General features: G+C 56.9%; 18 protein-coding genes. 14 read left to right on the top strand and 4 right to left on the bottom strand.

Going from position 1 to position 18,185, the window contains the following annotated elements:
- Positions 1 to 47 precede the first annotated feature (47 nt).
- The 7 genes from CRD13_RS01480 (at position 48) to CRD13_RS01450 (ending at position 8,056) form a co-directional block, all read left to right on the top strand.
- Positions 48 to 665, top strand: a complete 618-nt coding sequence (locus CRD13_RS01480; RefSeq protein ID WP_070566282.1) for a TIGR03085 family metal-binding protein — start codon at positions 48 to 50, stop codon at positions 663 to 665.
- A 105-nt stretch (positions 666 to 770) separates the two neighbouring features.
- Complete coding sequence (locus tag CRD13_RS01475; RefSeq protein WP_187401186.1) at positions 771 to 4,067, top strand: DNA translocase FtsK; 3,297 nt, start codon at positions 771 to 773, stop codon at positions 4,065 to 4,067.
- A gap of 235 nt (positions 4,068 to 4,302) precedes the next feature.
- Positions 4,303 to 5,436 (top strand): TerC family protein, encoded by a 1,134-nt coding sequence (locus tag CRD13_RS01470; RefSeq protein ID WP_016422604.1) that lies wholly within the window; start codon positions 4,303 to 4,305, stop codon positions 5,434 to 5,436.
- 31 nt (positions 5,437 to 5,467) lie between these two features.
- Positions 5,468 to 6,034 carry a CDP-diacylglycerol--glycerol-3-phosphate 3-phosphatidyltransferase gene (gene pgsA, locus CRD13_RS01465; protein ID WP_016422605.1) on the top strand — a complete coding sequence of 189 codons (567 nt, stop codon included), beginning with the start codon at positions 5,468 to 5,470 and terminating at the stop codon, positions 6,032 to 6,034.
- 24 nt (positions 6,035 to 6,058) lie between these two features.
- A complete protein-coding gene (locus CRD13_RS01460) occupies positions 6,059 to 6,601 on the top strand; it encodes a CinA family protein (protein WP_016422606.1) in 543 nt (180 codons plus the stop codon).
- Positions 6,602 to 6,652: 51 nt separating this feature from the next.
- Entirely contained in the window at positions 6,653 to 7,087 is a 435-nt protein-coding gene (locus CRD13_RS01455) for a helix-turn-helix domain-containing protein (RefSeq protein ID WP_016422607.1), read from the top strand.
- Between the two features lie 141 nt (positions 7,088 to 7,228).
- Complete coding sequence (locus CRD13_RS01450) at positions 7,229 to 8,056, top strand: PspA/IM30 family protein (protein ID WP_005509356.1); 828 nt, start codon at positions 7,229 to 7,231, stop codon at positions 8,054 to 8,056.
- Between the two features lie 5 nt (positions 8,057 to 8,061).
- Here the strand turns inward: CRD13_RS01450 and CRD13_RS01445 are convergent, their stop codons facing one another.
- From CRD13_RS01445 to CRD13_RS01435, 3 genes are read right to left on the bottom strand one after another with little or no spacing between them, the layout of a single operon-like run.
- The gene (locus CRD13_RS01445) at positions 8,062 to 8,682 is read right to left on the bottom strand and encodes an energy-coupling factor transporter transmembrane protein EcfT (protein ID WP_049170855.1); all 621 of its coding nucleotides are present in this window, start codon (positions 8,680 to 8,682) and stop codon (positions 8,062 to 8,064) included.
- Positions 8,679 to 9,380 carry an energy-coupling factor ABC transporter ATP-binding protein gene (locus CRD13_RS01440; RefSeq protein ID WP_049170859.1) on the bottom strand — a complete coding sequence of 234 codons (702 nt, stop codon included), beginning with the start codon at positions 9,378 to 9,380 and terminating at the stop codon, positions 8,679 to 8,681. The genes CRD13_RS01445 and CRD13_RS01440 overlap by 4 nt, the downstream gene beginning before the upstream one ends.
- Before the next feature lie 34 nt (positions 9,381 to 9,414).
- Positions 9,415 to 10,032: a biotin transporter BioY gene (locus CRD13_RS01435; RefSeq protein ID WP_049170862.1), complete on the bottom strand. Its 618-nt coding sequence runs from the start codon at positions 10,030 to 10,032 to the stop codon at positions 9,415 to 9,417.
- 80 nt (positions 10,033 to 10,112) lie between these two features.
- Between CRD13_RS01435 and CRD13_RS01430 the strand changes: the two genes are divergently transcribed.
- The 5 genes from CRD13_RS01430 to CRD13_RS01410 all read left to right on the top strand — a co-directional run bounded on the left by CRD13_RS01430 (position 10,113) and on the right by CRD13_RS01410 (position 14,814).
- Positions 10,113 to 10,346: a DUF3046 domain-containing protein gene (locus CRD13_RS01430; protein WP_005509697.1), complete on the top strand. Its 234-nt coding sequence runs from the start codon at positions 10,113 to 10,115 to the stop codon at positions 10,344 to 10,346.
- Between the two features lie 316 nt (positions 10,347 to 10,662).
- Positions 10,663 to 11,766 (top strand): recombinase RecA, encoded by a 1,104-nt coding sequence (recA, locus tag CRD13_RS01425; RefSeq protein ID WP_049170952.1) that lies wholly within the window; start codon positions 10,663 to 10,665, stop codon positions 11,764 to 11,766.
- Between the two features lie 43 nt (positions 11,767 to 11,809).
- On the top strand, positions 11,810 to 12,418 hold the full coding sequence (locus CRD13_RS01420) for a regulatory protein RecX (RefSeq protein WP_049193012.1): 609 nt from the start codon (positions 11,810 to 11,812) through the stop codon (positions 12,416 to 12,418).
- Positions 12,419 to 12,524: 106 nt separating this feature from the next.
- Positions 12,525 to 14,072, top strand: a complete 1,548-nt coding sequence (gene miaB / locus CRD13_RS01415) for a tRNA (N6-isopentenyl adenosine(37)-C2)-methylthiotransferase MiaB (RefSeq protein ID WP_049170866.1) — start codon at positions 12,525 to 12,527, stop codon at positions 14,070 to 14,072.
- Entirely contained in the window at positions 14,065 to 14,814 is a 750-nt protein-coding gene (locus CRD13_RS01410) for a hypothetical protein (RefSeq protein WP_016422614.1), read from the top strand. Before miaB ends, CRD13_RS01410 begins: the two co-directional genes overlap by 8 nt.
- Before the next feature lie 164 nt (positions 14,815 to 14,978).
- On the opposite strand, the gene CRD13_RS01405 is transcribed toward CRD13_RS01410, so the two are convergent.
- On the bottom strand, positions 14,979 to 16,343 hold the full coding sequence (locus tag CRD13_RS01405) for a DUF349 domain-containing protein (protein WP_070437345.1): 1,365 nt from the start codon (positions 16,341 to 16,343) through the stop codon (positions 14,979 to 14,981).
- A gap of 161 nt (positions 16,344 to 16,504) precedes the next feature.
- Here CRD13_RS01405 and CRD13_RS01400 point away from each other — a divergent pair, with 161 nt between their 5' ends.
- Together CRD13_RS01400 and miaA are read left to right on the top strand one after the other, a co-directional pair.
- Positions 16,505 to 17,209 carry a hypothetical protein gene (locus tag CRD13_RS01400; RefSeq protein ID WP_070546958.1) on the top strand — a complete coding sequence of 235 codons (705 nt, stop codon included), beginning with the start codon at positions 16,505 to 16,507 and terminating at the stop codon, positions 17,207 to 17,209.
- Between the two features lie 67 nt (positions 17,210 to 17,276).
- The gene (gene miaA / locus CRD13_RS01395) at positions 17,277 to 18,179 is read left to right on the top strand and encodes a tRNA (adenosine(37)-N6)-dimethylallyltransferase MiaA (protein WP_049189646.1); all 903 of its coding nucleotides are present in this window, start codon (positions 17,277 to 17,279) and stop codon (positions 18,177 to 18,179) included.
- The last annotated feature ends 6 nt before the right edge of the window (positions 18,180 to 18,185 follow it).

The following is an 18,185-nucleotide window of genomic DNA, read 5'->3' as shown; positions in this document are numbered from 1 at the left end:
CAACCGTGTGGATGCGGGCTTCTCCGTGCCTGGTCTAGGCTGGAGCTATGACTTTTGCTGAACGGGAACGTGAAGACCTAGCTAATCTACTGCTCAGCGTCGGCCCCGACGCACCGACCTTGTGCGAGGGGTGGACGACCCGGGATCTTGCCAACCACCTGTACATTCGCGAAAACCGTCTGGATGCCGCTGGCGGGATGTTCGTCAAGGCGCTTTCGGACCGCCTCGATGCTGTTACCGCTGAGGTCAATCGAATGCCCTACGTCGAAGTGGTGGGGAAGTGGGGTAGTGGTGCTCCGCGATGGAATCCAATGAACTGGGCAGACCGCTACGTCAACGCTGCGGAGAACTTCGTCCATCACGAGGATGTCCGTCGTGCCCAGGAAGGCTGGACCGTTCGTCAGCTGCCACCCTCCGGAGTTTCGGACCTGTGGCGTCTGGTCACTACTGCCGGCCGTATGATGTTGCGCGGTTCGACCTCGACCGTGGTGCTAATGCGTGACGACGGAGTTGCGGTGACCCTAATCGACAACAGTGCTAAAGGTGCTCCAGTTGTGACTGTCCGCGGAAGCGTCGGGGAACTGGTGTTGTGGCTCTATGGCCGTGGCGAGGTGCGCGTCACCATCGACGGCGACGAATCGGGCATCAAGCGCAACAGTCTTTAAGATCACGTTCTCAGTTCTGGACGGTCGCGACAGCACGCCTGTTAAACAATGACACGCGTGTGACTAATGTGAAAACGATCCGGCGTTAGCTGTAAGGTAATGGTCATGTCTGCGACCAGCCGAACCAGAACTGACAATCGTCGTGGATCTTCCCGCTCTGCGGAGACAGATGCCACGCGGCGATACCCCGTGCACAGCGCCACGGAGGAATTCGAGCGCACTCCTAGCGCTATGTCGTTCGTGGGCAATAGCTTGGCCAGCGCCTGGACTGAAACTGCCCGCGGCGTGGCCGGTCTTGCCCGGCGGGTCAGCGGTCGCAAAAATAAGCGAAACGAAGAGGAGAATATGTCGCGGCGCGAAAGTGACGCCGATTTTTCGACGAAGCCCCGTAGGAAGCGTCGTAAAGCAGCTAGCGGCTATGACGATGTAATTGAACCGCCGGCACCGGCCTCCGTGTCAGCTGACGAGTTCGACGCAGATTTCGAGGAGGGTGGTGAACCGGGATCGAAGGATGGCCTCGCACTACTCGTGCTGGCGTTGGCAATTGTGCTCGCTGGTTCGACATGGTTCCACCTGGCAGGGCCAGTGGGGGAGTTCATTGAAACGGCAGTGCGCACGCTCATTGGTATCGGCGCTTTTGTACTTCCGGTGCTGCTCGGTGTTGTTTCCGTATTGATGATGCTGGATGCGATGCCGCGTCGTGAACGTCTGACACCTACCATTACTGGAGCTTCGCTGATTGTGGTGGGTCTGCTCGCAATTGTGCATATCGGCTCTGGTCGTCCTGCGGACTGGCAGGGGCGACGTGCAGCTGGTGGCGCAATCGGTGGTTATATCGGTTCGCCGCTAGCAGCCGGGTTTACCTCGTGGGTCGCCGTGGTTTTGTTGCTGGGCATCGTTTTTTACGGCGCTCTGGTGCTCTCTGGCGCGACGGTGCGTCAACTCATCGATGCCACTAAGGAATACTTCAACTTTTCCGAGTGGTCTTCGCGTCGTGCCGGCGACGAGCCGGAATCGGACGATCCCTACGGCAATGTCGATGACATGCTGGAACGTCGTGCGAGCTGGGATTCCGATACCGCATATGCCGATGAGGACTTTGACCAGCCGACGCAGCTAATTGAGCGTCGCCCAAGCCACAGCAGCCGCACGCAACATTCCTCGTCTCGTTCGACCGGTCGCCCTGCTTACCGAGCGCCCCGTCGTGGCGCGGATAGCCGTATATCCGCACCCGAACCCGCGCCTTACGACGAACCGGATACTGACGGTAACCTCTACGATCTTTTGGACGAAGAGCCGCAGAGGAACCGACAGGCTCCGCGACGTGCCCGTCAGGTTGAGGATGTCGACTACGATTCGGCAAAGACCACAGTGTTCGATGTCCGGAATGGGGCACCGCACTCCAATCGAGTTTCCCCAGTGGAGCCGGCGTTTCCGGCAGCTGAGTACGTGGAGGAAGCTCAGTCGGATGCAGTACATCGCGACACCGCTGAGACAGAATCGACTATTCCAGCTGTCGGGGGCACGAACTACCACGCTGTCGACGAGGATTATGACGAGTACTCCGAGTACCCGACGCAGGAGGCTGCTGCAGCTAATAACAGCGAACGGAATCGTGTTTCCGATTCCCGAGCTCCGAAACAGCCCGCTGTTCAACCTGAGGCCGTAGAGCCGGCGAGCGCGCCGCAGGGCGAGTCGTCTGTCGATGATTCGCGGGATGCAGTGTCTGAGGCTACCCGCCGCACAATGGATGCCATTGCCGCTCGTTCTGGTATCGATGCCTCTAAGATTCCGGCCACAACTCCGAAGTCTGAATTGGAAAAGGATGCCGAGGGTACTTCCGGGTCGTCGGCACGCACGCCGGAATCTGACTACCACCTGCCATCGACTAATTTGTTGATTCCAGGTGAGCGTCCCAAGACACGTACGGCGACGAACGACCGCATGATTGAGGCGATTACTGAAGTATTCGCAGAATTCAAGGTCGATGCTGCGGTGACTGGTTTCTCTCGCGGTCCGACGGTGACTCGCTACGAGGTCGAGCTTGGCCCGGGCGTGAAGGTCTCGAAGATCACGAACCTGCAGTCCAACATTGCCTACGCGGTAGCGACCGACAATGTCCGCTTACTGACTCCGATTCCGGGAAAGTCGGCCGTTGGTATCGAGGTGCCGAACAACGACCGTGAGATGGTTCGGCTTGCCGACGTACTCAACGCGCCCAAGACCGTTGCGAACGATGACCCGATGCTGATCGGTCTCGGTAAGGATATTGAGGGCGAGTTTATCTCGCACTCCATCCAGAAAATGCCGCACCTTCTCGTTGCCGGTTCGACCGGTTCGGGTAAGTCCGCGTTCGTAAATTCGATGTTGGTTTCGCTGCTGACTCGTGCGACCCCGGAGGATGTCCGCCTGATTCTGGTGGACCCGAAGATGGTCGAGCTGACTCCATATGAGGGGATTCCTCACCTGATTACGCCAATCATCACTCAGCCGAAGAAGGCCGCGGCGGCTCTGCAGTGGCTGGTTGAAGAGATGGAACAGCGCTACATGGACATGAAGGCCGCCCGCGTCCGTCACATCAAGGACTTCAACCGTAAGGTCAAGTCCGGTGAGATTACGACCCCACTTGGCTCGGAGCGCGAGTACCGTCCGTACCCGTACATTGTCTGTGTCGTTGACGAGTTGGCAGACCTGATGATGACCGCACCCCGCGATATCGAAGATGCGATTGTGCGCATCACGCAAAAGGCCCGTGCCGCCGGTATCCACTTGGTGCTGGCTACGCAGCGTCCGTCTGTGGATGTGGTCACCGGCTTGATTAAGACGAACGTGCCATCGAGACTGGCATTCGCTACCTCGTCGCTCACGGACTCCCGCGTCATTCTTGACCAGGGCGGTGCTGAAAAGCTCATTGGTATGGGCGATGGCCTGTTCATCCCACAGGGTGCAGGCAAGCCGCGACGTCTTCAGGGGGCCTTCGTCACAGACGAAGAGATTCAGGCAGTAGTCGATGCAGCTAAGGCGCAGGCCGAGCCGGATTACACCGAGGGTGTCACGGAGGATAAGAGTGCTGAGGCTGAGCGCAACATTGACCCCGATATCGGAGATGACCTGGAAGATTTGCTTCAGGCAGTCGAGCTGGTGGTCACCGCACAGCACGGGTCGACCTCGATGTTGCAGCGCAAGATGCGAGTCGGTTTCGCCAAGGCCGGTCGACTGATGGATCTGATGGAAACTCGCGGAGTGGTTGGACCGTCAGAGGGATCTAAGGCACGTGAGGTGCTGGTCAAACCAGAGGAGCTCGAAACCATTAAGTGGATGATCAAGGGCGCAAACCCGGAGGATGCTCCTAAGGAAGAAGTAAACGTAGTCGACGCTGATCCGAATCAGTCTATGGCGTAGGACGACCCAACCTTACCGCCGTTTCTGATTGCGTGTATAGTCGGCACACGTGGAGGGGAGTATCCCCGGTAAAAGTGGATGTTTTCCGCTAGCCCGTGACGGTTATCGTCAGCACGGATTGGACGCACAGACTCGTCTTGCGCACATCGAATCCCGGTGCCGTCACTTTTGCCACTATGGCAGAAGCAGGAGAGACCTCCGGTTCATGTTCGCACGACCGGAGGTCTTTTTTAATATGCATGTCCCCGCATTGGTATGGATTATCACCATTGTGGTCGTCATGGGTTTTATCGCCTTTGACTTCTATGCACACGTTCGCACGCCGCATAACCCAACTATGAAGGAAGCCGGCATCTGGACCGCTTTCTACGTAGTCTTGGCATTAATTTTCGGCGGAATGGTGTGGTTGTTATGGGATCACCACCGAGGCATTGAGTTTCTATCGGGCTATATCACCGAAAAGGCGCTCAGCGTAGACAATCTATTTGTCTTTGCACTCATCATCGGCGCATTCAAGATTCCGCGCCAGTACCAACAAAAGGTTTTGCTGTTCGGTATTGCGATGGCGCTGGTATTCAGAGGCCTGTTCATTTGGGCTGGTGCGGCAGTTATTGCCAAGTGGTCTGACGTTTTCTACCTGTTTGCAATCTTCCTGATTTACACGGCTATCAAGACGGTGTACGACGAAGCCGTCGATAAGCCGGAACCCGATCCGTCGGATATGAAGCTGATTCAATGGCTGCGTCGAATCGTCCCAATTTCGGACCATTACAACAAGGACAAGCTGACCGTTAAGGAAAACGGCAAGCGTTACTTGACTCCACTTGCCATCGCGCTGGTGTCCATCGGTTTTATCGATGTGATGTTTGCGTTTGACTCTATCCCGGCTATCTACGGCCTGACGGATGAGGCATATATCGTCTTTACTGCAAATGCCCTTGCTCTCATGGGGTTGCGACAGATGTACTTCCTGCTCGACGGTCTGCTGGATCGCTTGGTGTACCTGGCTTATGGCCTGGGTGTCATCCTGGCCTTTATTGGTGTGAAGTTGCTGTTGCACGCACTGCATGAAAACAACCTGCCGTTTATCAACAGCGGTGAGAACGTGTCGGTGCCTGAAGTATCGACCTGGGCGTCGCTGGCGGTCATCGTCATCGTTCTGGTGGTGACTGTCCTGGCATCGTGGCTCAAGAGCAAGCGTGATGAAAACATGGGTGCGATTGCCCTTCCGCGTGTTCACCACGATGATGATGGAAGCCGCGATGGCCTCGGCTCTCACGCCTCCTCTACTTCTGTCAGTGAGGGGTCAACGTCGGCCGGAAGCGAAACTAACGGTTCACACACCGGTAAGAACGAGCCTGGGCGTTAATCGAACACGATTGTGAGATAAGGTAACAACTGTGACTGCTCCAAGTGCTGATACAAGCCGTGTTTCCAACTGGAACTTGCCCAATTTCCTGACCGTGCTTCGCATCCTCGGAGTACCGGTGTTCCTGTGGGTACTTCTTCAGGAGGGCGGCGAAGCCACCAATTGGCGCTGGTGGTCGTTTGTCGTATTCGCGCTTCTGATGGCGACTGACAAGTTGGACGGGCACCTCGCACGTAGCCGTAACCTCATTACCGACTTTGGCAAGATTGCCGATCCGATTGCCGATAAGGCTCTAATGCTGGCTGCGCTGATTGGTATGAACATCATCGACATTCTGCCGTGGTGGGTGACTGTCATCATCGTGATTCGCGAAGGTGGCATCACCATCTGGCGTATGTTCGCCCTGCGTCAGGGGCGTGTTGTTCCGGCTTCTCGGGGCGGCAAGATAAAGACGGTCCTGCAGTCTGTAGCAGTGGGGCTCTTCCTGATGCCAGTGGACTGGTTGTTCTGGCCGTCCTGGATTGTGATGGTTGCCGCCATTGTCGTCACCGTCGGTACTGGTATCCAGTACATTGTGGATGCGCGAAAGGTCTCGTAGAGAAATTAAGTGGAGGGTAAAGCTGTGAACACAGTCGAACGCCTCGCCCAGAGCGACGAAAACGCTGACGGTGTCGATGGCGTTTCGCTTCAACTCGTCCAAACGCTTACGGCTCGTGGCGAGACTTTTGCAGCCGCAGAATCACTTACCGCAGGTCTTCTCTGCGCTACAGTTGCCTCCGTACCGGGAGCCTCCGCCGTTCTCCGCGGTGGCGTGGTCACTTACGCCACTGACACGAAGGCGTTGCTTGCCGACGTGCCAAAGGATGCTTTGGCCGCATATGGCCCCGTGTCCGAGTTGACGGCCCGGTATATGGCACTTGGAGTGGCAAATAAAGCAGTGGCGGACTGGGGGATTTCGCTAACTGGCGTTGCTGGTCCAGCGATGCAGGATGGGCACCCAGTAGGTGAAGTCTGGTGTGGTCTGAAACCGCCGGGAGTTTCGTACCTTGATGGGGTAACTGCTGTTAGGTTGCCGGTGAATAAAGAGGGGTCGCGCGCGGAGATTCGTCGTCAAGCAGTGGTATTGGCGTTAGAACTGTTGTTGCAGAATCTCGACGGTGAGTAGAATTTTTGAAAATTGGGAACAGGTCGGCCTTCTAAAGCGTTAGAGAAAGTGATGACCAACAATACTGCACTTATGACCATTCGCTACCCAGAGGTAGATAGCGCTGCCGCTTTCGAAGCTTCCATGGATGCCACAGCACCGTCGGCGCGGGTGGCTGTAGGGGAGCAGCCTGGATCGGTTGCAAAGTTAACGGCACAGGATTTGGCGGAACGGGGAGAATCCCGTGAGCCACTCCTGCGAGAGGCACTGGGGGAGACGCTGCGTGATATCCGTTCGCGCAGTGGACAGACGCTGCGTGAGCTTTCTGAAAATGCGGCTATTAGCCCTGGTTATTTGTCTGAGCTTGAGCGTGGACGGAAAGAAGTCTCATCTGAGCTGCTGGCGTCGGTATGCGCGGCGCTTGGTGTGACGGTGTCGGATTTGATGATGGAAGCAGCCACAGCGATGGCCCTGCATTCGGCGAGCCCAGAATTGGCAGCGATGTAGAAATTGGTTGCGGCGGTGGAATTTCATTCCATTGCTCCGGTACTTAGCACCCGAAGACGCTCGGCTTTAGTTAAGATTGGGTGCGCGATAAGCACAGACCTGCTTTGAGGTAGTTGCAATAAGAAAGGTGTATGGGACGCTATGGCTAATCCATTTGTAAAGCTGTGGAATTACTTGATGGCCGCTTTTGATTCCAAGATTGAGGAAAACGCTGATCCGAAGGTGCAGATTCAGCAGGCTATCGAGGATGCCCAGCGGCAGCACCAGGAACTATCGCAGCAGGCAGCGGCGGTGATTGGTAATCAGCGCCAGCTGGAAATGCGCCTTAACCGTCAGCTCGCTGAGATTGAGAAGCTGCAGGGGAACACTCGTCAGGCATTGCAGCTCGCTGACAAGGCTCGTGCTGAGGGGGATACTGCCAAGGCTACGGAGTATGAGAACGCAGCTGAGGCTTTCGCAGCTCAGTTGGTTACTGCTGAGCAGTCGGTAGAAGATTTGAAGGCTCTGCACGATCAGTCGCTGCAGCAGGCGGCTCAGGCTAAGAAGGCCGTCGAGCGTAATTCCATGCAGCTGCAGCAGAAGGTCGCGGAGCGCGCAAAGCTCCTCAGCCAGCTGGAGCAAGCAAAGATGCAGGAGAAAGTCTCTGAGTCCCTGCAGTCGATGAATCAGATTTCTTCGGGGGCTACACCTAATCTGGATCAGGTTCGTGACAAGATTGAGCGTCGTTACGCTAACGCTCTTGGTCAGGCCGAGCTAGCTCAGAACTCGGTTCAGGGGCGTATGGCTGAGGTAGAGGCCGCAGGCGTTCAGCTTGCTGGGCACTCTCGCCTGGAGCAAATCCGCGCAGAAATGAACGGTGGCAACGAGCTCTCTGGTGGCGAGGCTCAGAAGTCCATCGAGGGAAGCGCTGCCTCCAACGTTGACCCTGCTGTTGCTGAGCGCATGCGCCAGCTGCGTGAGGGCAATTAATTCTCCTACTCACCTTCACCACGTGCGATTAGCGAATCACCCATTGCCTTCGAGCGATTAATGGTTCGGATGACCACAGGTACGCCGAAGGCAATGATTGAGCCGGCAGCCCCTCGTGCTTTTCGAGCCTCCAGTACCTCGGCAGCGGCCATAACCTGAAGCGGAATCATACGCAGCGTCAGCGATAGTGCGAGCGCGATGGTGTCGACTGGTAGGCCGAAACGGGCGAACGGCTGCATCGCAGTGGTCAAAGTATCCATGATGTCGCTGACGCGGGTCGTCAGCGTTAGCAATATTGCCGCTGCGATTGCGGCGAGAAGCGCGAGGAAGGTCGTCAGCGCTTGCTCACCCCCGGCGCGCCACCACAGGAGAAGCGAAAGCAGCGCCAAAATGACTACGGCTCCACGGAGCTGTCGGAAAGCAACCATTGGTGGCACCTTGGCCACCGCATAAGCGAGGGTGACAATTGCCAGGGCAATCGCCCCGCCTAGCCAGGTATCCACGAGAATCCCGGTGAGCAATAAAAATGCGATGACAATGATGAGTTTGGGGGCCGTCGGGAGCCTGTGCACAGGCGACTTATGGTTTAGGTAAAGCCCTAACGGGACATCGGCTGGATGAATCATGAGCGGCCTTCTTCCGCACGAGTCATATCGCTGACGTATCGGTCAATAACTTCCTTCGGCGCACCGTCGTCGACGATTTCTCCTGCGCTTACACGGATAACTCGGTCGAAGTCCATAAGAAAATCCAGATCATGAGTGACCACGATAATTTGCTGCTCAAGCTGGGCGAAAATACTCCGAATGTGGAGACGATTGCGCAAGTCGAGGAGCGTAGTGGGCTCATCGGCAATAATGGTCGTGGGATTAAGAATTAACACTGCCGCCAGCGCCAGTAGCTGTTTTTGTCCACCCGAGAGCAAGTGTGGCGAGGCGTCAGCATGATCGGCAAGCCCAAACCGCTCGAGGGCTTCCTGCACCAGCTGGTTGCGCTCATCCTTTGGTAGTTTTCGCTTGCGTAGTGAAAAGGCAATGTCCTCTGCGACTGTAGGCATCACAATTTGATTATCCGCATCAGAAAAGATGAAGCCGACATTCTTGCGAATTGCCTTTGCCTGCTTTGCGACATTCATGCCCTCATACGTGACCGTGCCACCAGTGACCGGGCCCAGGCCGTTAATGAGTCGCACCAGCGTGGACTTACCGCCACCGTTTTCGCCGATAATGCCAATGCGCTTCTCTGTGAGAGTTAGCGTGGTCGGCTTCAGTATCTGGCGTCCCGAATAGGTTGCGGAAGCGCGGTCAAAAGCGATGGTGGGCATAGTGCGACTCGAGACCCTTTCTAATTCTGTGGGGTTAATTGCCCGAGGTGGCTGCTTCCTTAACCAAACGACTTTGCTTACGGTTGGCAGCGTCGGGAAGCAAATCAGGGAAAGCCTGCAGTACTGCAGTAGCAATAAGCGCGGCTACGACAACCTTTGCCACGTCGCCTGGGATAAACGGGACGTTGGTAATCAGTGCGTCGGTGAAGCTAAGTCCCATACGCCAAGCCAATCCGACAGATCCGAAGAAGTACTGTAGTAGAACTCCAACGAGGCCCGCGCCGATGAAGACGCTGATTCGTGAAACTTTCGCCCGTGGTGCTTGCTGGGCAATCGCGCCGATTGCGAAACCTGCAATTAAGTAGCCGACAATGTAGCCCACGGTAGGGCCGGGAAGTGCGGCGAGAAGTGGTTTCCAGCCCGCCATGTTTGGGACGCCCACGAGACCAACAGCCAGGAACAGGGTAGTGGCGAGGCCACCGCGTTTGAATCCGAGAATCATCCCGGCCAGTGCGATGCCCATGTTCTGTAGCACGATTGGCACGCCGAGGCCGCCAACGGGAATGGCAATGCCGCCGAGCACGATGATCAGTGCTGCGAAAGCAGCGATAAGAGTGAGGTCATACACCTTGGAATTATTCACAGCTCTCATCTTAAACCCATGGGTTGAGCACTGTTCAGGCAGGGGAGCGGGGATTAGGTTATGAAAAGAGGGTGGCCAGGTAGGTATCAGTGACAGGTATCTTGTACGTTGGTCTCATGCGATTGGCCGATTTTCACAACTTCGTCAACCACGAATTTGGGCCTCAGCACGGCCCGTGGCTGTTGCATTCCCACGTACTGATGGAATATGGAAAAACTCCCGCGGAATTGCTCGAGGACGGGGTCGAACCTCGGGATATCTGGTGGGCGCTGTGTAGGGAACACGATATTCCCGAAGACCGCTGGTACGGTCCTGACGAATAGGTTCCGGCGTAGACGACGGTGAATGCTTGCCGACGGCTCTTGCGTGTCGTTGCCATTCGAACAGGGTTTCGCATATTATCGAAAGTGCTGATGAAGTCAATCCGTCTGATTCGGTATAACTTCCGGGTGTAACCGGCAGTAGAGGTGTCGCGGACCAATTTGGAACCGGAACGGCTAGTTTCGCGCCTAATTAAGTGTGAGCGAAGTTTCTGTTTTGGATGAAAATCGGGAGACACATTCTCTGAGTACGGCTCCAGAACCCGATACCGTACGCGACAATGACCGCGACAATGACAATGAGGAAGAACAACGAACTATGGCTCGTAAGAAGGCTACGGCTTCGAACCAGGGCAATGATCGCCTGAAGGCGCTCGATGTAGCTCTGGCGAATATTGAGAAGGACTTTGGTAAGGGTGCAGTTATGCGCCTGGGGGACGACAATCGTCCTCCAATTCAGGTTATTCCCTCCGGCAATATCGCTATCGACGTGGCCTTGGGCCTGGGCGGGTTCCCGCGTGGTCGTATCGTAGAAATCTATGGTCCAGAATCCTCGGGTAAGACCACAGTCGCACTGCATGCTATTGCAGAGGCGCAGCGGCAGGGCGGTATTGCCGCATTTATTGATGCGGAGCATGCGCTGGATCCGGTTTATGCGCGCAAGCTTGGAGTAGATACGGACAACCTTCTGGTATCCCAACCAGATACCGGTGAGCAGGCACTTGAGATTACAGATATGTTGGTGCGTTCCGGTGCTATTGACATCATTGTGGTTGACTCGGTGGCCGCGTTGACTCCGAAGGCTGAAATCGACGGTGAAATGGGCGATTCCCACGTTGGTCTGCAGGCGCGGTTGATGAGTCAGGCGCTGCGCAAGATGACGGGTGCGCTGTCCCACACCGGTACCACTGCCATCTTCATTAACCAGCTGCGTGAAAAGATTGGCGTCATGTTCGGCTCTCCTGAGACCACCACGGGTGGTAAAGCACTGAAGTTCTACGCTTCCGTTCGCTGTGACGTACGCCGAATTCAGACGTTGAAGGATGGCCAGGATGCGGTGGGTAACCGCACGCGCTTGAAGGTAGTCAAGAACAAGGTGTCGCCGCCGTTCAAGCAGGCAGAGTTTGACATCATCTACGGCGAGGGCATTTCGCGTGAGGGCTCGTTGATTGACATGGGCGTTGATAACGGCATTGTCAAGAAGTCCGGTTCGTGGTTTACCTACGAGGGCGATCAGTTGGGGCAGGGCAAGGAAAAGGCTCGTATGCACCTGCGCGAGAATCCAGAAATTGCCCAGGAAATCGAAGTCAAGATCAAGAAGAAGCTCGGCGTCGGGGAATTCGCGGAGGTCGAGGACGAGACCGATATCGATGCCCCTGTCGATGTCGTGCCGGACATCGACTTCGATGATTTGGAAGACTAGCTAGCTCGAGGCGTAGTGCCGCGACACACGAAAAGTGAGGACCGTGGAGGATCGTAACGGCCGCGATGTGCGGGAGACTATCGAAAAGCTTGCTCAGCAAATTGCGGAAGCTGACGGTAGTTCGCTCTACGATGCGGGTCGTGAGGAATCCAAGGCCCCGATTCGTGCTAAGGCACTGCGCTTGCTCGATCAGCGAATGCGTTCCCGCAAGGAACTCGTAGAAAGGCTCGAGGCAGTCGAGGAGTTTCCAACCTCGATGATTGAAGAAGTCGTTGATGACCTGACCCGAAGTGGATTGGTCAACGACGAGCTTTTCGCATCCGAATGGGTGCGGCAGCGCTTTGCCAGTCGCGGCAAGTCGAAGATGGTTTTGAACCGGGAGCTGCAGGAAAAGGGCATTGATGTTTCACTTCGTGCAGATGCGTTGGAGCAGATTACGCACAACGCGGAAGAAGAAGTCGCCCGGAAGCTAGCGGCGAAGAAAGCGGCCACTATTAAAACAGTGGCACCTGACTTCAACTCCAAGCAAAAGGATTTACGCAAAGTCGTCGGTGTGCTGGCGCGGCGTGGTTTCCCCTCTGAATTGTCCATGAGCATTGCTCGGGATCAGTTAGAAGAGCGATACCGGGAACTCGAAGAGGACACAGATTAGCGCCGGTGCCACCGCACGCCGGATTAGCACGCCGGCTGCGGACCCGTCAGGTTTAAAGGGGTCGCTGATTGGGGAAATGGGCCATAAACAGCTAACCTAAACTGCCGTGACTACCCCTTCTTTGAACTCTCAGCAGCAGTCTTCGCCTCGCACATATGAGGTACGTACGTTCGGTTGTCAGATGAACGTCCATGACTCGGAACGACTGTCTGGCTTGCTGGAAGAAAACGGTTATGTAGCGGCTGCAGAAGGCGATAATCCTGATCTGGTCGTTTTCAACACCTGTGCCGTTCGAGAGAATGCGGACAATCGCCTTTATGGCACGTTGGGACAGCTCAAACCAGTCAAGGATGCTCACCCAGGCATGCAGATTGCCGTCGGTGGCTGCTTGGCCCAGAAGGATAAGGACGTCGTCGTAAAGAAGGCCCCATGGGTGGACGTTGTCTTCGGTACGCATAACTTGGGTTCGTTGCCAGCACTGTTGGAACGCGCCGCTCATAATGACCGGGCTGAAGTCGAGATTAAGGACGCACTGGAAGAATTTCCCTCGGTGCTGCCGGCCAAGCGTGAATCCACTTACGCAGGTTGGGTGAGTATCTCCGTAGGCTGCAACAACACGTGCACCTTCTGCATCGTCCCCAGTTTGCGTGGTAAGGAACGCGATCGTCGTCCAGGCGAGATTCTCGCTGAGGTGCAGGCACTCGTGGAGCAGGGCGTTACTGACGTCACCCTCCTTGGACAGAATGTCAACGCCTATGGTGTTAACTTCGCCGACCCTGACATGGAACGCGACCGCTCGGCTTTTTCCAAGTTGCTGCGCGCCTGCGGCCAGATTGAGGGGTTGGAGCGCGTGCGCTTTACGTCTCCGCACCCAGCTGAGTTCACCGATGATGTCATCGACGCCATGGCGGAGACACCGAACGTGGTTCATCAGCTACACATGCCACTACAGTCCGGTTCCGACCGAGTGCTGAAAGACATGCGCCGTTCCTACCGCACCAAGAAATTCCTGGGAATTCTGGAGAAGGTTAGGGAAAAAATGCCGGATGCCGCCATTACCACTGACATTATTGTCGGTTTCCCAGGCGAGACTGAAGAGGACTTCCAGCAAACTCTCGACGTGGTGGAAAAGGCTCGTTTTAGCTCGGCGTTCACCTTCCAATACTCGCCCCGCCCGGGAACTCCGGCGGCAACCATGGCGGATCAGGTTCCACCACAGGTTGTGAAGGAACGCTATGGTCGGCTGCTAGCGCTTCAGGAGCGTATTTCCGAGGAAGAAAACGCTAAGCTAGTCGGCCGGGAAGTCGAGCTGCTGGTCAGCCAGTCCGATGGCCGTAAGAATGCGGAGACTCATCGCATGTCTGGTCGTAGTCGGGATGGCCGCCTGGTGCACTTCAGCCCGTCGGAAAGCGAACCAGGCATCGTCGACCGCAAGATTCGCCCAGGTGATTACGTGACAGTACGCGTGACCGACTCCGCACCGCACTTCCTCATTGCTGACTCCGGTGTGCTCACACACCGCCGCACTAAGGCGGGCGATAATGTAGAGGTCGGCCAGACTCCGACGACCGCGCCGATCGGAGTTGGTCTGGGCTTGCCAAAGATTGGGCGCCCGGAGAAAACGAGTGTAAGTGAGGGATGCGGCTGTGAGTAGTGACAAGGCTTCGCCGGAAAGTGATATGGAATCCACTAGCGAGCAGTCGGTGGAATCCGCGCAGGCGTTGCGGGTTCAGGAGCGCAAGGCCGCTGGCGAGCTGGATCTCGGCCGTGCGGTGATTCCGATGATGGTTGCCGTCATCGGCCTCATTACGAGTTTCTTCCTTCCGCACTCGGGCGTTGTTTTGGGCTTTGATGTGTTGCTGGATACGGATGTTGCGCATCAGTACTTCACGACTCGACCGGAGCGAATTTACTCCATTCTCGTGGTGGTAGGTGTCTTGCTAGCTATTGCCACGCTGATTACGCGGACGACGATTCTCGCATTCGTCACCTGGTTTTTTGCCTGTATTCAGATGGTCTACTCAGTCTTCGCTGGTTGGATGCGTCAGTCTCGTCCACAGGAACTGGCCGGCGAGGGTATTTCCTTCGGCCTGATGCTCGGTATTTTCTGCAGTTTTCTACTGGCCATCTCCGTGACTTTCATCGCTTTCCGACGTAGTAAGGAGCAGCTCGCAATCGCGACGAAACGTCGCAAGCACGCTGACACCGATCCGGTACTGCGCGCGCAGCAGGTTTACCTGCGGGCGGGCCTGACCCCGAATACGACTACGGATGTTGAGGTCGTCGACGACCGCCGTGAACGCGCTCGCCGACGCAATCGTGTCCAGCAGGGCAGTAGCGCGGATAATGTCTCTCAGCAGACCGGCGAAAAGGACGAACAGGTCAGCGACGAGTAGTGAGACTTTTTAACTAGCGCAGTAAGTATGGGGCTCTCTTCCATTCCGGAAGAGAGCCCCTTACTTTTAACCATCGACGCGTTGCCAGCGCGTAGCTGAGCCAGGATTCTGTTGCGGACGCCGGAGAGCGAGAACCTGCTTCCCCGACACACAACTAGCTTCTGTTAGAGCTCCTTGAGAGTCTCCGCGGCCTGCTCTGCCCACTGTCGCCACTGTTCGGCCTGCTCCCGAGCCTTGGCGGCCTGAGAAGCCTTGCCCTTCGCCTCGAGTTCGGCGGCCTTCTGCTCAAACTCCGCTGCGCGGTTGGCGAACTGCTGGACGCGAGCCTGTGCTTCGGGGTCGGTACGGCGCCACTGCGAATCGGCAGCATCGGAGACGCGCTTTTCCAGTGCGCCAATGCGGTTTTCATACTCACGCACACGACCACGCGGCACAAAGCCGATGGCCTCCCATTTCTCCTGCAACTGACGCAGTTCGTTGCGAGCGTGATCGAGGCCCTTGGACGGATCAATGCGGTCTTCGTATTCAGCCAGCAGTGCGTCCTTGGCCGCAGCGTTTTCCTCGAACTCCTTGTCTCGAGCTTCGTTGACCGCGTTGCGAGCACCAAAGAACTCATCCTGGGCGGCCTTGAACTGCGCCCACAGCTTGTCATCGACCTCGCGTGGGGCTCGACCAGCGGCCTTCCACTCAGCCATCAGGTCACGGAAGGCAGCAGCGGTGCCACCCCAATCAGTGGAGGTCTTCAGGGCCTCAGCTCGCTCAATGATGTCCTCCTTAACGCGGCGAGCAGCCGCACGGTTGCGGTCCAGTTCCGCAAAATGGGCACCGCGGCGGCGGTTGAAAGAATCACGCGCGCGAGAGTAACGGCGCCAGAGTTGATCATCAGTTTTGCGGTCGATGCCGCGAATCTGCTTCCACTCCGTGAGAATCTCGCGGATACGGTCGCCGGCGACCTTCCACTCGGTGGAGTTCTCTGCGAGCTCCTCGGCCTCTGCGGCGAGCTCTTCCTTACGTGCGATGGCGTTCTTACGGCGCTCTGCCTTGTCGTGAGCGACTTTCTCCTCTGCGACGTGGGAGGTGGCAATGACCTCTGCAAGGCGCTTATCCAGCGCATCGATATCGCCGAGAACCGTGGCGGTGGCAAGGCTCTCACGCAGTTCAACTGCGTTGTGAGAAATGGTCTTTGCCTCCTGCGGGTGGGAGACTACACGAGATTCCAGTAGCTCGACCTCGGTGGCCAGATCCTCGTAGCGCTTGCCGTAGTGGGCATAACCCTCTTCTACGGTGCCAGCCTGCCAGGAGCCAATATTGCGTTCGCCGGCGCTGGTGACCAGCCAAACAGTGCCGTCTTCGTCAATGCGGCCAAACTTCTTTGGATCATTGTGGACGGCATGTGCCACAGCGGCCGACCCCGCAGGCGCTGGAGTAGCTCCAGGGGCCTTACGATGAGCCGGCATTGAGCCTGGTCGAGGTCCCGGACGTGGACCCGGGCGTGGACCTGGCTTAGGGGAATTGCTGGTACCGGTCATAGTGGGTAAACCTCTTCCAATCTTCATGCAGAACTGCCGCGCGACACGGCTGCCATCAAACACTTACGGTATGTGCTCGAGTATCCCAAAAATTTTGGCACAGCGCGCGTAACACCGCCGGAATAAGGCATCGACTAGCCCCTCACGGTAGCGTTGAGGACGTGAATTCGCGTTTGCCTCGGCTTGTTATCGTTCCGCGTGCGCTCCTCATCGTCGAGGAGCTGGGTGGTTTTGCGCCCACCGCCACGGAATTGCGCCGTCATGCCCGTGAAACCGTCGCGACGCTGTGGACAGATGACGAACCCGGGGAGCCCGGCGCGGTCGCTATTATCACTGGCAGGATGCAGGCGAAGTCCCCGCACCAGACCAGCGCACCCGACAGTTTTTCTCCGTATGGGGTTGATGTCACGGTGTCAGGCGGAACCGAATTACCTGAGCTGCTGGGACGCTGGCTTATCGAAGACTACGCGCGACGGAATTCTGAAGGACCCACTGGCCGCGTCATTCAGGCAACGTGCTTCGACTCTATCGCTGAGGCACTCGCTGCCGGTCACACGCGTCTGCTTGTGCTTGTCGACGGCGCATTCGGCCTTGCGGACGATTCCCCGGTCGGCGTAATTGAAGGTGCAGCGGAGGTTGATGCGCTGTGCAGTCTAATTGCTGGTCAGGACTGCTCAAGCATTAACGTGGAAAATATTGTGTTTCCAGCTCCCGGCGCGTACGCGGCCGAGTTATGGCAGCAGCTGAGTAAAGCTGCTGAAAGCTGGACGGGGTCTGGAATGACCGTCGTAAAGCGTTCTTACTATGACAGGGCGCCTTACGGCATCGGTTACCACGTGGCCAGCTGGCAGTGTGTTGCGAAGTAAGAGCTCGCGTTTTTAGTTTTTGTGCAGGAGTGTGAACTGGGTAGTGACGGCTTTCGAGAGTGAGAGCTTGCCGGTGCCGATTGCGGTGGTAGGGCCGACGGCGTCGGGAAAGTCGGATTTGGGGCTGGTGCTTGCGGAGCAGCTTGGCGGTGAGGTCGTCAATGTTGATTCGATGCAGCTCTATCGAGGAATGGATATCGGAACAGCGAAGCTGTCGGTGGACCAGCGGCGGGGGATTCCGCACCACCAACTCGATGTGCTGAACGTGACGCAGCCGGCGAGTGTGGCGACGTATCAGCGTGAGGCGGTCGCGGATGTTGAGGCCATTCGCGCGCGGGGGAAAGTCCCCATCCTTGTCGGCGGGTCGATGATGTACGTACAGGCGTTGGTGGACGACTGGCAGTTCCCACCTACGGACCCTGAGGTACGTGCGAAGTGGGAGGCAGTGCAAGACGAGATTGGTCCGGCGGCGTTGCACGATCGGTTGGCAGAGATTGATCCGGATGCGGCGGCAATTATTGAGACCAACGACCCGCGGCGCACTGTCCGGGCTTTGGAGGTCATCGAGCTGACAGGTAAACCTTTTGCAGCGTCGAAGCCGTCGATTGATAAGCCACCGCGGTGGAACACTCGCATATTGGGGTTGCGCACGCAGGCGGAATGGCTAAATCCGCGGATAGAACAGCGTACGCGGGGCATGTTTGCCGCTGGCCTGGTGGAAGAAACTGAGAGTTTGATTGCGCAAGGGTTGCGCGAAGGTGTGACCGCTAGTCGCGCGATCGGCTATGCACAGGTGCTGGACTACTTCGATGGGGTTTACGACCTGGATACGGCTTGTGAACGCACGATTACTGGTACGCGCAGGTATGTGCGACGTCAGCGCTCCTGGTTCAACCGTGATCATCGGATCATGTGGCTAGACGCTGCCGGTGACGTGCCGGGACAGGCGTTTTCCGCACTTGGTCTGTAAGAGATT

The sequence above is a fragment of the Corynebacterium sp. LK26 genome, from assembly GCF_014335085.1.
In the GTDB taxonomy this organism is placed as follows: Bacteria; Actinomycetota; Actinomycetes; order Mycobacteriales; family Mycobacteriaceae; genus Corynebacterium; species Corynebacterium jeikeium_D.
Note: the sequence above shows the minus strand (reverse complement) of the source record. Positions and strands in the feature narration are given on the sequence as shown.

Bases quoted from the DNA above. Each gene is read 5' to 3' on its own strand.
- CRD13_RS01480 (WP_070566282.1), top strand. From the start codon at position 48: ATGACTTTTGCTGAACGGGAACGTGAAGACCTAGCTAATCTACTGCTC.
- CRD13_RS01475 (WP_187401186.1), top strand. From the start codon at position 771: ATGTCTGCGACCAGCCGAACCAGAACTGACAATCGTCGTGGATCTTCC.
- CRD13_RS01470 (WP_016422604.1), top strand. From the start codon at position 4,303: ATGCATGTCCCCGCATTGGTATGGATTATCACCATTGTGGTCGTCATG.
- CRD13_RS01455 (WP_016422607.1), top strand. From the start codon at position 6,653: ATGACCAACAATACTGCACTTATGACCATTCGCTACCCAGAGGTAGAT.
- CRD13_RS01450 (WP_005509356.1), top strand. From the start codon at position 7,229: ATGGCTAATCCATTTGTAAAGCTGTGGAATTACTTGATGGCCGCTTTT.
- CRD13_RS01445 (WP_049170855.1), bottom strand. From the start codon at position 8,682: ATGATTCATCCAGCCGATGTCCCGTTAGGGCTTTACCTAAACCATAAG.
- CRD13_RS01440 (WP_049170859.1), bottom strand. From the start codon at position 9,380: ATGCCCACCATCGCTTTTGACCGCGCTTCCGCAACCTATTCGGGACGC.
- CRD13_RS01435 (WP_049170862.1), bottom strand. From the start codon at position 10,032: ATGAGAGCTGTGAATAATTCCAAGGTGTATGACCTCACTCTTATCGCT.
- recA (WP_049170952.1), top strand. From the start codon at position 10,663: ATGGCTCGTAAGAAGGCTACGGCTTCGAACCAGGGCAATGATCGCCTG.
- CRD13_RS01405 (WP_070437345.1), bottom strand. From the start codon at position 16,343: ATGACCGGTACCAGCAATTCCCCTAAGCCAGGTCCACGCCCGGGTCCA.